This is a genomic window from Caldicoprobacter guelmensis (assembly GCF_016908415.1).
In the GTDB taxonomy this organism is placed as follows: domain Bacteria; phylum Bacillota; class Clostridia; order Caldicoprobacterales; family Caldicoprobacteraceae; genus Caldicoprobacter; species Caldicoprobacter guelmensis.
The window spans coordinates 33,456-49,474 of sequence record NZ_JAFBDW010000007.1 but is presented as its reverse complement, the minus strand read 5'-3'; the positions used below and the strand labels follow the sequence as shown (position 1 = coordinate 49,474).

At 43.5% G+C, this 16,019-nt stretch carries 13 protein-coding genes and 1 tRNA gene; 4 read left to right on the top strand and 10 right to left on the bottom strand.

Annotated elements, in window-relative coordinates:
- Positions 1-160: 160 nt before the first annotated feature.
- Genes JOD02_RS10140 through JOD02_RS10125 form a run of 4 tightly spaced genes read left to right on the top strand, consistent with a single transcriptional unit; the run spans position 161 to position 6,986 of the window.
- Positions 161-1,609 carry a Wadjet anti-phage system protein JetA family protein gene (locus JOD02_RS10140; protein WP_204489267.1) on the top strand — a complete coding sequence of 483 codons (1,449 nt, stop codon included), beginning with the start codon at positions 161-163 and terminating at the stop codon, positions 1,607-1,609.
- The gene (locus JOD02_RS10135) at positions 1,599-2,258 is read left to right on the top strand and encodes a DUF4194 domain-containing protein (protein WP_204489265.1); all 660 of its coding nucleotides are present in this window, start codon (positions 1,599-1,601) and stop codon (positions 2,256-2,258) included. Before JOD02_RS10140 ends, JOD02_RS10135 begins: the two co-directional genes overlap by 11 nt.
- Entirely contained in the window at positions 2,255-5,776 is a 3,522-nt protein-coding gene (locus JOD02_RS10130; RefSeq protein WP_204489263.1) for an ATP-binding protein, read from the top strand. The genes JOD02_RS10135 and JOD02_RS10130 overlap by 4 nt, the downstream gene beginning before the upstream one ends.
- Positions 5,736-6,986 (top strand): Wadjet anti-phage system protein JetD domain-containing protein, encoded by a 1,251-nt coding sequence (locus JOD02_RS10125; protein ID WP_204489262.1) that lies wholly within the window; start codon positions 5,736-5,738, stop codon positions 6,984-6,986. Before JOD02_RS10130 ends, JOD02_RS10125 begins: the two co-directional genes overlap by 41 nt.
- 93 nt (positions 6,987-7,079) lie before the next feature.
- Here the strand turns inward: JOD02_RS10125 and JOD02_RS10120 are convergent, their stop codons facing one another.
- The 10 genes from JOD02_RS10120 to JOD02_RS10075 all read right to left on the bottom strand — a co-directional run bounded on the left by JOD02_RS10120 (position 7,080) and on the right by JOD02_RS10075 (position 16,018).
- Entirely contained in the window at positions 7,080-7,496 is a 417-nt protein-coding gene (locus JOD02_RS10120) for a bacteriohemerythrin (protein ID WP_204489260.1), read from the bottom strand.
- A gap of 182 nt (positions 7,497-7,678) precedes the next feature.
- Entirely contained in the window at positions 7,679-9,430 is a 1,752-nt protein-coding gene (locus JOD02_RS10115) for an ABC transporter ATP-binding protein (RefSeq protein ID WP_204489258.1), read from the bottom strand.
- 40 nt (positions 9,431-9,470) lie between these two features.
- A complete protein-coding gene (locus JOD02_RS10110) occupies positions 9,471-9,887 on the bottom strand; it encodes a MarR family transcriptional regulator (RefSeq protein WP_204489256.1) in 417 nt (138 codons plus the stop codon).
- Between the two features lie 410 nt (positions 9,888-10,297).
- Positions 10,298-11,227: a DNA-processing protein DprA gene (locus JOD02_RS10105; protein WP_204489254.1), complete on the bottom strand. Its 930-nt coding sequence runs from the start codon at positions 11,225-11,227 to the stop codon at positions 10,298-10,300.
- Positions 11,228-11,238: 11 nt separating this feature from the next.
- Positions 11,239-11,946, bottom strand: a complete 708-nt coding sequence (locus JOD02_RS10100) for a hypothetical protein (RefSeq protein WP_204489252.1) — start codon at positions 11,944-11,946, stop codon at positions 11,239-11,241.
- Positions 11,947-12,046: 100 nt separating this feature from the next.
- Positions 12,047-12,277, bottom strand: coding sequence for a hypothetical protein (locus tag JOD02_RS10095; protein WP_204489250.1), 231 nt, complete (start codon positions 12,275-12,277; stop codon positions 12,047-12,049).
- A 526-nt stretch (positions 12,278-12,803) separates the two neighbouring features.
- A complete protein-coding gene (locus JOD02_RS10090; RefSeq protein ID WP_204489249.1) occupies positions 12,804-13,739 on the bottom strand; it encodes a DUF1848 domain-containing protein in 936 nt (311 codons plus the stop codon).
- 7 nt (positions 13,740-13,746) lie between these two features.
- Positions 13,747-14,100 carry a hypothetical protein gene (locus tag JOD02_RS10085; protein ID WP_204489247.1) on the bottom strand — a complete coding sequence of 118 codons (354 nt, stop codon included), beginning with the start codon at positions 14,098-14,100 and terminating at the stop codon, positions 13,747-13,749.
- A gap of 382 nt (positions 14,101-14,482) precedes the next feature.
- Positions 14,483-14,557, bottom strand: a tRNA-Ala gene (locus tag JOD02_RS10080).
- A 72-nt stretch (positions 14,558-14,629) separates the two neighbouring features.
- Complete coding sequence (locus JOD02_RS10075) at positions 14,630-16,018, bottom strand: tetratricopeptide repeat protein (RefSeq protein WP_204489245.1); 1,389 nt, start codon at positions 16,016-16,018, stop codon at positions 14,630-14,632.
- Between the last annotated feature and the right edge of the window lies 1 nt (position 16,019).

Sequence of the window (16,019 nt, the reverse complement as noted above, 5' to 3'; positions counted from 1 at the left end):
TTATCCACAGCCATGTGTTAAACTTATTATGACAATCCGCTACACCGAGTATTCGACAAAATGTTTTGCTTAAAGAAAAGTCCTCTTCATGCTAGCAGTTAACGAAATTGCTTGCATAATGGCAATAAAATCTACTTATTAAAGGAAGGGACAGGCTACCATGCACCTTTTTGATGTGCTGCCGCAAAATCTGTTTTCTATCTTGGCATCCAAAAACAAACATATCTACGCCGATGCGCTGTTTGTATTGAGGAAAGCCTTTCGCCAGGAGATGACCATAAAGAAGGAAGACCTCATTTCCATGCTTATCTCCAACCTGGACGAGAAGATGCTGAGTATAGACATGGAAGAGATGGAAAATACGGAAGAGCCTTCAACGGAATCTTCAAACGGTAGCAATGAAAACAACATCAGCCTGTCAACCATCGCACACTTTATATTGAGGCGCCTTAAAGAAACAGGATGGATCGATGTAGAATATCAGGATGATTCCTTCGAGGAAGTGGTCACGCTACCCGATTATTCCATAAAGCTCATTAACCTGCTGTTTTCATTCACCGATGAAAACTTGAAGGAGTATAACTCCTACGTCTTTTCCACTTACTCGGCCTTAAAGACAGCCCATGAAGAGGAAGAGGACTCCAGCAGTTATAACGCGCTGTTTACGGCATACGAAAACACCGTCAGGCTGGTGGACGAGCTAAAGTCGCTGCACAACAACATCCGCCGCTATCACCAGGCTTTAAGCGACCTTGCAACGGTAAACGAGGTGTTGAAAGGGCACTTCGACGAATACAAAACCCTGGTAAGCGACCGGATATACCATCCCCTGAAGACCTTCGATTCCATCCCGCGCTACAAAGCGCCTATACTGCGGCTGCTACAACGCTGGCTGACAGACAGCTCGTTGCGCCAGCGTACGGTGGAGCAAGCCGTAATGCGCGGTCGATACAAAACCCGTGAAGAAGGGCATGAGGACATCTTGAGCAAGATAGGGTATATCATGGATACTTACGAACGCCTGGATAACATACTTGAAGAGATCGACCGCAAGAACACGGCCTATACCCGAGCATCGGTTGAAAAGATGCGCTACCTTTTAAACACCGACCGCAGCATCAAAGGAAAGATAGTGGAAATATTAAAGAGGGTTGCCGACAGCCCGCAGCAAAAGCAAGAGACGCTTATAGCCAGACTACAGGAAGCCGTGGAGCTGTTCCACCAGAGATACATAGATGAAAATTCGCTGTATGTAAGGGCTGCACGGCACAAAAAGCTCGAAAGCACGCCCTTGCAGCTACCGCCATCTCAGGACGAGGATGAAGAGGAGATAATGAAGGAATTCCTGGACAAAGCCAAAAAAAGTTACAACCACACCAGGGTTATGGCTTTCATGAGAAACGTGATGAAGGATTTCGATGTGGTGTACAGCCATGAAATTCCGCTCCCCGATGATGAATCCTTCATACTCCTCATGCTGGCCACTTTAAAGGGCCACGACCGAAAGATGTTTTACAGGGTAGAATTCATGGATGGATACGTATATAATAATGGTTACAGAATCCCTAACATGAGATTTATAAGAAAGGACAGGGCCAATGTGGGTTGAAGAATACGAGAAGCTGAGCAGTTCAGAAAAAGAGGAGTTCAGAAGGCTTGTAAATCTACTCTTATCCCGTACATTCATCATACGGGACATCTACGACGCCAAAGAGGGGATGATGCGCGTAAACCCCGAATATCGTTTCATAGAACGCAACTTTGCGCTGTTTAGCGAATACCTGTGGTATTCCGGTTGGGCGCTTTACAAGGACAGCCAGTATGGCGTGATCGCCCTTGTGAATAGTTACGAGTACAACCGAGTCAGGCTTGACCGAAACACCACCATCATACTGTTCATACTCCGCCTTATATTTGAAGAGGAACGGGAAAAGGTGACCCTTCGGAAAGAGGTTCTAACCAGCACAGGCCAGGTCATCCATAAAATGCTGACCCTGGGGCTTGTAAAAAAGAAGCCTTCTGATCGCGACATAACAGAGGCACTGCACCAGCTGGCATATTATAACATCATACAAAAGCTGGAAGGTAAATGGGAGGAACCAGACAATAAACTCCTCATCTTGCCTTCGATATTGTTTGTGGTGACCAACGAAAAGATTAGCAGGATCTACGAAACCCTCGGCGAAGAAGAGGACTCTAATCAAGAATTGAATGGAGCCGAGGAGCAAGACGTTATAAGAGGCGAGGTGGAACAATGAAAAAGCTCACCAAACTCCTCCTCATCAACTGGCACTACTTCTGGAAGGAGCTTATAGAATTTGACACCATAAACTTTTTGACGGGTGCCAACGCCGCTGGCAAGTCCACCATAATCGACGCCATACAGCTTTTAATGCTTGGGGACACCAGCGGCCATTTCTTCAACAAAGCCGCCAACGATAAATCCGCCAGGACGCTCAAAGGCTACCTGTGGGGCGAAATAGGCGACGACGGCGATGCCGGATTTAAATACTTAAGAAGCGGTAGATTCACCAGCTATATAGCCTGCGAGTTCTATGATGACTTCAAAGACAACTGGTTTACCCTGGGTGTGGTGTTTGATTGCTACGACGATGGCACGTTTGAACACCGGTTTTTTATATTGGATGACTCCTTGCCCGATAACCACTTTATTCAAAACGATACCCCTATGTCGTTTAAAGACCTGCGCAGCTACTTTATGAAGAACTACAAAAGAGGGAAGTTCCAGTTCCCAGAGACAAATCGCGGCTATCAGGAGATACTTAGGGGCAAGCTTGGAGGCCTTAAACTGAAGTATTTCAGCCTGTTTAAAAAAGCCGTGCCTTTCTCCCCCATAGCTGACATCGAGTCATTTATCACCAACGACGTGTGCGATGTAAAGGGCCCTGTGGACATAAGCCTTATGCAGGACAATATCCGGTATTATAAGAGGCTGGAACAGGATGCGGAAATGATGATGAAGCGCATAGCCGCCCTGGAGGATATACAGCAAAAATACAACGCTTATCTGGAAGAAAAGCAAAAGTTTTTGATGCACAGCTATATCATAGAACGGGCCCAGCTTCAAATGGCGCTCGATGAGGTAGCACGGCTCGAAAAAGCCTACAGCCAAAATCAGCAAGAAATAAACGAGATGGAAGCCAAAATAAACGAAATCAAAGAAAACATAAAAATGCTTGAAAAAGAGCGAGAACAGCTGATAGCCGACAAAGCCACATCGGATATACAGAGAAAAATTAATGCGTTGCAAAGCCAGAAAGAACAGCTGGAAGACCAGCTCGGGCAGCTTAAAGGGGAGCTAAACCGCATCATAAAGCAGATGCGACACTACGGCAGGGTGTGGCGCGAGTGCATACACGCCCTGCAAAACGTTCAGGTATCACAAAGCAGCAATACCGGCAGCACTATCGATGCGATATACCACATGAAAACAAAGCATGCCACTGCACCGCAAGATAAGTCAAAGGGCGGATCCATCGTCTTTAACTGGCAGGACATAGAAAACGACTGGGATGAGCTGATGGGATTGTCTGACCAGGCTTTAACCTACGCCGAACAGCTGCTCAAGGTTGACAGCCAGACCCTTGAAGCCATAGCCGCCCTGGGTTTTAATAGCATAATAAGCCTTATAAATCAGCTCAAACAGCTAGCAGCCCAAATAGGCAACTTCATCGATAGAGCAATAATCAATGCAAAAAGGTTACAAGATGAACTGGCAAACGATGTAGAAAACCTGAAACGAGGTATAAAGCCATATGCCCGAAACCTATTGGAGCTTAAAAATGAAATCTCCTCTGCCCTCTCGGCTAAATATGGGCGAACAGTAGAAGTACACATTCTGGCCGACCTGCTTGAAATACGGGATCTGCGCTGGAAAAACGCCATAGAGGCTTACCTCCACACCCAAAAATTTTACCTTATAGTGGAGCCCGAACACTTCCTGGACGCCTTGAAAGTATACGACAGGTTAAAGTTTGAAAAGGGGTTTTACGACCTGGGGCTGGTGGACACCGGCAAGCTGGCAGAGCTTAAGCCTGTTGCCATGGAAAACAGCCTGGCACAAGAAGTGGAGACCTCCAACCCTTACGCCCGTATGTTCGTCGATTTTGTAATGGGCAACGTTATAAAGTGCGACAAAGTGGAGGACCTGCGTAACTATTCAAGGGCCATAACCGATACCTGCATGCTTTACCAAAATTTTGTGGCACGCCAGCTTCACCCTGACCGATGGAAAAACCCCTACATCGGTCGAAAGTCCATAGAGGAGCAGATTGAGAGCAAAACGGCACAGATAGCCCAGATTGAAAAAGAATTAGCAAGCCTCGAGAGCCTGTCTAAGTGGCTACGCGGTATATATTCCATGGAGTCCATGAACCTCAACGAGGCCGAAAACATCATGGAAGCACTGGAAAAGAGCAAAGCCATACCTCTATTAGAATCAAAGCTCAAAGACATAGTGGATGAGCTGGGAAGGCTGGATTTAACCTGGTTAGTGCAGATAGAACAAAAGATCAAAGCGGTGGAACAGAAGATTCAAAACTTAAAAAAAGAGGAAGAAACATCCCTGGCCAAAGTTATCGGCCTTCAGGCCCAAAACAAGGAAATAGCGCAAAACAAATTGCCTACCGCAAAACAAAACGTCGAGCTGTATCAAAAGCGCATAAATGAACAGTTCCCCAACGACTGGGTTGAAGAGATGGGTGAGCCGCGCTTCCAAAAGGAACTTTCCAGCCGAGCATCGGCCATTGAAGTTTATAATAACTTCTACAGCCAAGTGGCCAGAACTCAAAGCCAGATGAATAAGAAGAGAGACGAGCTGGTAGCTGCTCGTTCGGAATACAACCGGGAATACCGCATGTCGTACGACATAAACCTCCCCGACAACGGGCCATATGAGAAGGAACTCAACGAGCTTAAAGCCATCAAGCTGCCTGAATATATGGAGAAGATCAAAGACGCCAAGGAAAAGGCCTTTCAGCAGTTCCGTGATGACTTTTTAGCCAAGCTCAAAGCCAACATAGACATGGTCAAGGAGCAAATCGAAGAGCTCAACACCGCCTTGAAGGAAAGCAGCTTTGGGAATGACCGATACAGATTCGTGGTTAGTCCCAGGCCAGAATACCGGCGGTTTTATGACATGATCACCGACGAGCTGCTGATGGACGGCTACAACCTGGCATCGCAGGTATTTTTTGAAAAGCACAAAGACGCCATCGAAGAGCTGTTTAAGCACATCACCGACGTGGACTTACAAACGGATGCCGATACCAGGGCTGAGCTTGAAAAAAACATCAAACGGTTTACCGACTACAAGACTTACCTTACCTTTGACCTGATAGTCACCGACAGCCAGGATAGGGAGCAACGGCTGTCAAAAACCCTGCACAAAAAATCGGGCGGCGAAACCCAAACCCCCTTCTATATAGCCATGCTGGCCTCATTTGCCCAGCTGTATCGAACGCGATACAATAACGAGTCGGGCAACACCATCCGCCTCATCATGTTTGACGAGGCCTTCAGCAAGATGGACAGTGACAGGATACAGGAAAGCATCAAGCTTTTGCGCAAGTTCGGGCTTCAGGCCATACTTTCGGCCCCCTCCGAAAAAATAGGCGACATAGCTCCTCTTGTGGACAGAACCCTGTGCGTGATACGAAGCGGAAACAGGTCGTTCGTCAAAGCCTTTGATGCCAAACGGATAAAGGAGGAGATGTATGAACTACAGGAAGCTGATACTCAACCGGCTGCTGGATAAATACGAAAGAAGCAGCGCCTATAAAGGTGCTGCTTCCACAAACCGAAGGATTCTCATAAATTTGTGCTCTGACGAATTCCCCGAATACAACATAGAAGATACCCCAACCAAGGACCTCATCAATTCGGTGGTGATGGACCTTGAAAGAGAAGGCTTAATCGGCTTTGAATGGATGCGCTTTGAAAAAGGCAACATTATCAGCCGTGTATGGCTGAATCTGGATGCCCTGCAAGAAGCATACCGGCAGGCCGAAAGAGTGCCCAAACGAAAACATGTGGAAAATGCCCTTGTCCTGGTGCAAGAGGCGAAAAGCCGCATCGCCTCCTCGTGGATCCGCAGCTTCTTAGAAGATGCCCAAGCATGGCTGGAACAAAAGCTGTCCATCCCCCCCTTTCTCCCCGAGGACAGCGAACTTTTACAAAATCTCTTGAAAGTACTGCTCTTTATTGACGTCAAAGGTGAAGATGAGCTGCTGGAGCGAGTGTTTAGCCTAAGGTGCTTCGGCGACTCAAAATACTTCGAAAAAAACTTACGCCGAAGGCTGCTGAGCATTATCAAAAAATACTGGCAGGAGGAGGACCTACAGGCTGGAGAATGGACCGATGACGAGATCTTATCTCTCATAGGCATTGTCAAGGCTCCTGAGCAGGTAGAGTTTTGCGGCAACATGCTGGCCTCCATACAGGGGCGGGTTGCGGATTTCACGCCCCTTATACATGGTGTAGCTATAAACACCCCAACCATACGCGATATGGCGATTTTAGAGTTACCGACCGTGAAGCGCATCCTCTTTATAGAAAACAAAGCCAACTATGTAGATTACGTATTCAAAAAGAGGAACCCTGATGAATTAGTGATATACCATGGCGGATTTTACAGTCCGGTAAAAGGGCTGTTTTTCAAAAAAATATATGAGGTCGCCTGCAGGTGCGGCATCACATTTTACCACTGGGGCGACATGGACCTGGGAGGGTTTCAGATATTTAAACGCCTTAAAACGCGAATCATTCCCACCCTTCAGCCCTATCTTATGGACGTTGATGCTTTTACGTCAGTAAAGCGATTTTGGCAGTCCTTTGATGAAAAGTACGCTCAAGCTTTACAAAAATTGCTTTACGATCCGGATTATAGCGAGTTTCATCCGCTCATAAAGGTCATGCTTAAGGAAAAGGCCAGAGTAGAACAAGAGGCTTTCTTAAGCTATGAATGACGGCAGCCCAATAAATAAAATTTCTCACTGCACAACCTTATTCACAACAATCTACTCACAACAAAACTTTCTCTAATACTAAAACATAAAAAGCTATTTTATTGAATCCTTTATGGATTGTATATACTCGGCGTAATCCTTATCAGCCTTGCTAATATGGTTCACAAACCAATCGACAATTTTTTTGTTGAACTGAACAATGAAAGAAAGAGTCGCCCCCTCCTGATCAAACTTCCTTTTCAACCCCTCAACTTCTTGCAAAAAAAACTGGTGCAATTTCTGATGTTCTTCATATTTTGGGTAATTATGCTTTTTCTGATATTCCAGCTCATAGTTAAAATGCGTTATAACGTAATCTGACAGAAAGTCAAGGGTGTTGCCGATTTCCTGTTTAGCCCTACCGGCAGCGCTGGCCTCCAGCAACTTATTTATGGCCTCCACCAGTGACTTGTGTTGATTGTCAATTTCATCAATTCCGACCTCCAGATCCTTCCTCCACTTTATGGCCATCTTTTAAAGCTCCTTTCTGTATAGTTTTATATATTTTTTAAACACCCTTCATCAATATAAAACGGACATAAAGCTAAAAATTCTCCGTTATTTCCAATATTCAATAACAGCCTCTCTTTTAATAAATTTATGGCCCTCCCTAAGCAGATGCACACAGGAGTTTATCCCTGCGTTTAGGTTCACTAAACGGCCATCAACTCCTCACTTGTGCTCTGGGCTTTACACAGCTGGCTGTACAGGCCCCCTTTCTTGAGAAGCTCGTTATGCTTGCCGGCTTCCACTATTTCTCCGTCCTTGAGCACTATAATCTGGTCAGCATCACGTATGGTAGATAGGCGATGGGCAATCACGATGGTGGTCCTGTTTTTCATAAGGTTTTCCAGCGCCTCCTGAATCTGCTTCTCAGTTTGGGTATCTACCGATGAAGTGGCCTCATCCAAAATTAATATTGGTGCATCCTTAAGAAGGGCACGGGCTATGGAGATCCTCTGCTTCTGCCCTCCTGATAACTTCACTCCCCTTTCACCCACTCGAGTGTTGTACCCCTCAGGCAGTTCCATTATAAACTCGTGGGCATTGGCAGCCTTTGCAGCTGCAATTACCTCTTCATCGGTGGCATCAGGCCGCCCGTACAGAATATTCTCCTTCACGGTACCGTTGAACAGGAAGACGTCCTGGGAAACCATACTTATCTGCTTTCTCAAACTGCTCAGCTTAATCTTTCTTATGTCTATATCATCTATCAAGATCTGACCTTCATCAGGGTCATAAAACCTGGGTATTAGGTTGGCAATGGTGGTCTTACCCACCCCCGTAGGACCTACCAGCGCTATCATCTCGCCGGGATTTACCTTAAAGGATACGTTCTTCAATACCGGAACCTCATCCACATAACGAAAGCTTACATTTCTAAACTCTATCTTACCTTTTACCCTGTCTATCTCTATTGCATCGGGGTCATCCTTTATCTCTGGTTTCTCATTCAATATCTCAAATACCCGCTCGGCACTGGCCAGGGCATGCTGTATCCCTTCGTTGATCATCCCAAATGAGGTTATGGGCTGATAAAAGGTATTAAGGTACAACAGAAAAGCCACTAGGTCTTCCAGCGCCAATTGTTTTGTCAGGGCCAACCTTCCCCCGAAAAATATGACTATCACCGTTCCCAGTCCGGATACAAACTCTATGCTGGGATGAAAAGCATTGCTCAGCTTAAGCGCACGCAATATGGCCCTGGTGTAAGCAGCTATGCGGCTTAAGGTGCGCTCGCTTTCGTATTCTTCCTGAGTAAAAGCCTTGATCTCCTTAATCCCCGAAAAGTTATCCTGAAGGATGGCGCTAACCTCTGCAATCTCCTTCTGCGCTTCCTTAAACATCGGACGGGATATCTTGCTGAACTTGACAACCATCCAGAAAAGCAAGGGGATCGGTATAAGGGTGTAAAGCGCCAGCTTCAAATGCATGGAAAACAGGATAACAGACACCCCAATGAGCATCAAGCCATTGACCACCAAGGTTGGAATGGCATGAGCCAGCAGCTGTTCAAAGTTTCGAGTATCATCGAGTACCCTGGACATGAGTTCTCCCGTTTGTTTGTCGTGGAAAAACCTCAAGGAGAGAGTCTGTAAATGATTATATAAATGGCTCCTTATGTCCTCCAGCATCTTCCACGCTGCATAGTGAGATATGTAGTTGGTACCAAACTGCGATATCGCCCTCAGCAGATATATTGCAATTACAGCCAGAGCAAGGAAATTGACCTGGGCTAGGCTTGCCTTACCCTCTACGCTCTGGGTTACCGTGCTTATAAGGTTGCGGATCATCCAGGGGCCGATCATATTCATAGCCGTAACCATTATCATACAAACGGTGGCAACAAATATATGAAGCCTGTAAGGCTTCATATATCGCATAAGCGCTTTAAGCTCCTTCATAAAAATCCCCCTCGACTCCCTTTTTAATAACTACTAACTCCTATCCTTTCATAAGCTTATTCAGCAAACTCTTGAGCGTCTTTAGCTCTTCTTCGCTCAACACCTTCATCCTCTCTTCTATATTCTTCTGATGCTTGGGAATTAGCTCCTCCTTCAGCTTTTTGCCTTCTTCAGTAAGCTTAATCAACCACACGCGCCTGTCGTCCTTGCAGTGTACGCGGTAAACCCAGTTGTTTTGCTCCATGCGGTCAATTAATCCCGTCATGTTGCTGGCGTTACAGTTGAGCTCCTTTGCCAGCTCATGGCTGGGAATACCTTCGTCGCCAATGTGGTACAGCGCATGAAACTGGGGCCAAGTAATGCCGTTATCCGCCAGCTTGTTGTGCAGTTCCCTTTTAATGGTATTGTGAGCATCCCTCAAAGCCTTATAAACTTCCAGCTCAAGAGAACCGTTCACCTAAATCACCTCCGTTAGATTTAATTGTCATCTGTCTCAACGCTTGAGTATATCCTACAAAGTGAACATCATGGCCATCTTTGGTCACATGGCAAATAAGCAGAGTTATCATTAAATTTCCCAAATATTTCATATCTAAATTATATAGCACTTAAATAATTGAGTCAATAATTTCCCTCGAAACAGAAGAAAAAATCCAAAAATATGCAATCCTGTCGGCTGCAACACGACACAAAAAAATAAAAACCACTTGCCACTCTCAGGTGGTTTTATTTATGGTAGAGCTGAACCGATGTAGATCGCAATATTAAAATGCAAACCAAACTATCTGTTGCCTTCGATGGCTCATCTCACAAGTCTGGTGCAAGCCATTACGGCACCAAAATATGTGAAAATGCCATTTAAAAAGTTTATGAGAAAAATTTTAGTTGTTCACCACTAGCCGATGTGGTCCCGCAAGATGAATTCTTTATCATTTTGATTTCATTAATCGAACCGTGCGTTAAAATTTTGGCTTTATTTTCGCAAAGTAAATCTTTATTTAAGCCAAATTTTTTATTATCTTCATCCCTATCCTTATTAAACATTACATAGCGCTCTACTCCGTATTTCTCTGCGGCTTCCATCGCATGACGTGAACCGCTATCCCCTTCCCCTTTTCTATAGCTAGCAATTAAAATAACAGCCTTTGAAAACATGGCCTGTAACCTATCCCGTGAAACCAGTCGATTAGTCATTTCATACTTAGATGAAGCATCTTTGTAGTACTCCGAAATCAACAATCCCCCTTTCTTTACTATTTCATCCGCCAACCCTCTATTCTCCGCCGGAAACACCTTGTTTACCTGAGAAGGCAGAACCGCTATCGTCTTTCCCCCTTTTTCCAAACAGATCTTATGTGCAACCGTATCGCATCCCTTAGCTAGACCACTCACTACTACAAGACCATTTTCAACAAGTTTTTCAACTATCATCTTTTCCCGCCTTATTATCTCCTCATCCGGATCCACAAGACCTATTACTGCTACATTACTGTTTAAATTCTGCAGCAGCGATAAATCACCTTTGTAAAACAACAAAAAAGGCTTCTCCCCCTTATTTTTAACCGTTGAGCAAATATATGGAAAATCCTTGTCAAACGAGCAAACAATTCCTCCCTCGTCTGCCAATTCCAAATCAAATCTAATCCTCTCCGCCATCTCAATAACTCTCTCGTCATTTGCGACTTCGTTCTCAAACTTCTCCCTATCAGCATATTGTTTCCAGAACTGTGCATTTGTCTTTATAATACCGCATTCCTTTGCCGCCAGCACTTTTAATGCAACCTCTGAGTACCTCATACTTCCCTCCCCTAAGTGTTTTTGCTACAAACTGGATAAAATATCACTTCTTCTCCAGTTCTTAACCTTGCTTTAATAAAGTCATTATTTATACTTAATATATTCTTTATTGTGTGACCCACTGCATAAAATACCACTTCTTGGGCACCACTGTCAAACAATGCTTGAATACAATCTTCGTCTACGTTGACATCTTTTGTATATATATCATCGATAAGTATAATGTTTTTGCCTTTTATCTTGTCTCTATATATTTTGCACGTATCCTTTGTTATCCCCGGATACGGCTCAGGCCCATCATTTGGAATGCTCATTTGCCTTTTAATGTGAGTCGTTTTGGTATTCACCATCCTCTTAATATAATCAGTTCCGTCAGCAACCCCTGGAATACAATTAGCAGCGATTTTAACTGCTTCCAAAAACATCAACTGCGTCGGACTATAATAGCTCAAAGCCTTCGCCCTTGGAACACAAACGATCAGGCTTTCTAAAAAACCGGTCTTCTCCAGAATGATCGGAATATCCTTCATCAATATTTTTACGACTTCATCCCTGGCAATGAGTAAATTGTTATAAAGCTCTTCATTAAAAGTATTTTTTAGCGTGTTTAAAAAGTCCGGATTCCCCGGCACCTTATACCCAAAATAAAACTGATGACAAAATCCAAAGGTGTCTCTTTTTAGATAATCATTTCTTCTTATTTCAAATTTATAAGGCATATTAAATTAACCTCCTCGTTTTGTAGAAACCTTCGAAAAGTTCGAAAACTTCATTTTAAAATGTTTGCAAATTTTCTCTTGAAATTTTATCCCTTAATTATTACAGCAGGTTACCGTGATGTCCCCTGCTCAACAATCGAATGATAAGCAGATAATTTATTTCACCTACAGACCCTTCACATTCCAACACATACACTACAGTATCCACTGGTTCGTTAAGATTCCACATCGCCTCCTCTTCTGAGACCGTCAACCCACTATGCGCTTTCTTCGTCTTCCGAGACTCCATTTCTTTTCCCGTGGGATAACCTGCTTCCGAGGTTGTCTGCAACCTTTGCACATCTTCCAATACAATTTAACTTTTTAACTTTCATCGCCTCCCTCAGCACAAAATCTTGTCTTCCACCTTCTTTAGATTCCACCTCACAATGCATGCACTTGTAGTTCAGCCGGTATTTCCCGCTGCCGAACACATAGGAGACTTCCACTGCCCAATTATCGCCTATGTCGGGCACACGCAAAAAGCGGCCTAAAATTTAGGCCACTTTTCTCTTTTTACTCCTTATACGTGGGTCAAAAACACTGCGGCGCCGTAGGCATATTTGGAGTAAAGACGTTTCCGTCCCCTATACGTGGGTCAAAAACCGTTAAAAAATACAAACACAGTGCGGTCTTCGAAGTATAATATCACTCTCTTTTGTCGTCGACTTCCAATAATGCAAAAACCTTTTGAGATAGACGACAATTTTCCCTTATACCTTTCTTTCTACATTATTTCAAAAACTCCTACATAACAAAATTAAAATTTTTATCCAACCTATTGTTAATCAATGTTTTATTCCTACACGTCCAAAATCTCAATCAAAAAAGCTTATCTGTCCATCAGTAAAGCTCTTCACCTTTCTCTCGATAACAACATCTTCGGGTTCTAAATTCCCCACAAGCATGGGTGAAGCAGGGTCATGCATCTTAACATTGCTACTGACCGCTTTGCTGCTGTAATTGGCATAGCAATATAAACATCCATGCCTACAGGTGTTGTAAACACCTATGTCCACGCTTTCCACACAGCCACATGCTGCCCTTTGATTTTTATCCTTCTTAGCGTTTATCCTGCGGCCACTTATTCGGCTTATGAGGTCATCGTCGATGCATTTGCCATGGTGAATGCTCAAATGAGAGAGCTCGATTTCTTCACAGCAAGTCTGAACCTCTATCCCGTACTTATTAGCAATCTCAACGATAGCACCGGCTATATCCACCATTTGAGCATGGCTTACGTCGCGCATGTTCAAACCCCTGGTGTTGCGCTCGGTTTTCTTGTACATATCCACAAAACTTATGGTACAGCGTCTGGTATAACCGCTCAAGCAAGAGACAATATCCCTAAACCTTTTGCAGTGAAATTCCAAATCTATATCACTCGACAGTATTATCGGGTCATACCTCCATATTACCCTTTCATTGCCTACTTTTTGAGAAAGCTTCTGAAAGGATTGTATAATTTTCTCTTTAGACGGCACGTTAGGCTCCAATCTCCTATTATATCCTGTTATGGTGACATGAAAATAATAAAAATAATCATCCAGCATATCGAGTCGATCCAGTATATTTGTTGGATCCTTTGTCCAAAACACTATACAGTCTATATCTGAAGGATTCAAATATATTTTGCTTACCTGATGATAGTTCATGGGATTGCGCACAAGAACGTACCCCTCTTTTAACCTATTAAAAAACCAATCCAGATAGAAAGCAACGATGTCTGTCCTGCGACTCACACTCAAGATCATATGTCATTTACCTCTTAATACTCAATTTTGATTTCGGTATTGTCCTGTATCTCAAGCCTAGGTATGTGGAAAAATATTGTGTACCCTCGAGCACCTTAACTTTTTTCAAAGCGATTTTTTCGGCCGCAATTAACGGCAGGCTCAACCCCTTCTTTATGAGCAGCTCCTTAGCCACAGGCTCTACCCATACTGCCAAATCGTCGTCAATCCCTATATCCAGACTTCCATCACAAAGCGAGATTTTTATCGTGTCTCCTCTATCAATAACCGTTCTTATAACAGCTTTAACATTCACCGTCTGATCAATATACTTTTGCAAATCTTTAAGCTGAACGTAAAATTTGCAGTTGTTGTCCTCCACTATATACTTTGTAGCCCCGTCCTTCCGCAAAATTACATAATTGAAGGGGACATCGTGTCGACCACCATTTTACAAACCGTATTTCCTTAAAAACTTATATATCAGGGATATTCCCCAAAAGCATCGGACCATGTTAAAGCAAGTACAGTAATACTCCATTTTACGAGTTTTATACATGATAAAAAACTGGTAATCTCATTGTGATTATCAAAAACATCTTTTACAACGTCTATCCATCCATGCTCAGAAAGAAAAAAGTAGGCTTCTCCTCTTAGATAAAAAATAAGAGTCTGGACGAATAAAAACGTATCATCCAGACCTACATCCGAAAAGTTATTGTTCACGAAAAACAAAATAGAATCCACTTTATTGTGAATTTGAATGGTGGAGCTGAAGGGATTTGAACCCTCGACCCCCACAATGCGAGTGTGGTGCTCTCCCGCTGAGCTACAGCCCCCCAGCATTTATAATTATATTCGGTTTCCATCAAAAATTCAAGTTAAAATTTAGCTCCTCATTTTCTATACCCTCACTCTATTTTCCCACAGCACTTCTTGTACTTTTTACCGCTGCCGCAGGGGCATGGGTCATTTCGCCCTACCTTAGGCTGTTCTCTGACATAAGGCTTATCAGAGCTATACCATGGTTCAACATAATCCTCATCATCTTCTAAATCTTCCTGGCCTTCATCCAGCAAACTTTTAAACAGGTTAAACACACCCATATATCGGCGTTCTTCCCTTTGATATCTGCGCAGCATTTTATTACGTTGATAAGGATTTTCCATCGCTACAAAGAAATCCTTTTTTACAGCATAAAGTTCCGGGTATTCCTCTTTTAAATGAAGTATAGATTTCATATGCAAATTAATATTGTTGAGAAGTCTATACTCCATAAAAAACTGCGCCATCTCGTGTGGGAAAGTATCACCCATAAAATCATCTGGCATTATCTCCAAAGCAATAAAATCAACAACTACCCTATCGAGCTTAGGGTCATCATATGCAGCCTCTAATATCTTTTTCAGTTCACCAAACCTGTCCAACCTACGTTTATACTCCAATAACCCCTCATCATTGGGAATTATCAATATCGTCTTATCGATAACGGCCCTTGCCACGTCAATCATATCGTTTTGCACAAGAACACGGCCGAGTTCAGCCATTGCCCAACCTATTGCTTCTCTTATATCCTCACGTTCTATAGCAAGCTTGCTCAGCTCTTCCAGGTGTGTGTCGAATACATCCATATTATCAGTCAATATGTCATTCTGTATTATGTTAAAATACAGAGATACGCTATCCCATCCTTTTTCTCGCGCCTTTTCCAATGCGCTTATTAAAACTTGCCGCTGCCTATCGTAATCCTTGGCTAAATAATACGCCTCTGCCAACCCCAGCCAAATAGCTAGGTTATCCTCATCCAGTTCTATGGCCTTTTTAAAGGCATTTAAAGCCTTTTTATGCCAACCTCGCTCCAGATATGCATTGGCTAAACTGCTGACAAATGATGCATTATCAGGGTGTTTCCTGACTAAATCTTCAAAAACGTTTATCGCCTTTACAGTATTGCCGTTTTGAAGGTAAGCCTCTCCTAACAATTCCTGTACGATAGAGAGATTTGGAACCCTTTTGATTATTTCTTCAAGCCCATTGATAGCTTCTTCATAATCCCCCTCTTCAAAAGACTTACGGCAATACTCATAAACATTACGAATAACTGGATCCATGGTCATAATAGAGTCATATTCGCTGCGCGTCTGTTCGTTCGACAAAACCTCATAGGCCTCTCGAATCTCCATAAATTCCTCAGGAAAGCGCTCTGGGTCATACTTTCTCACCAGAGAAAAATATGCTTTTTTAATCTGCGCCTGCGATGCATTAGCAGGCACATTAAGAATTTGATAATAATCTTTCATC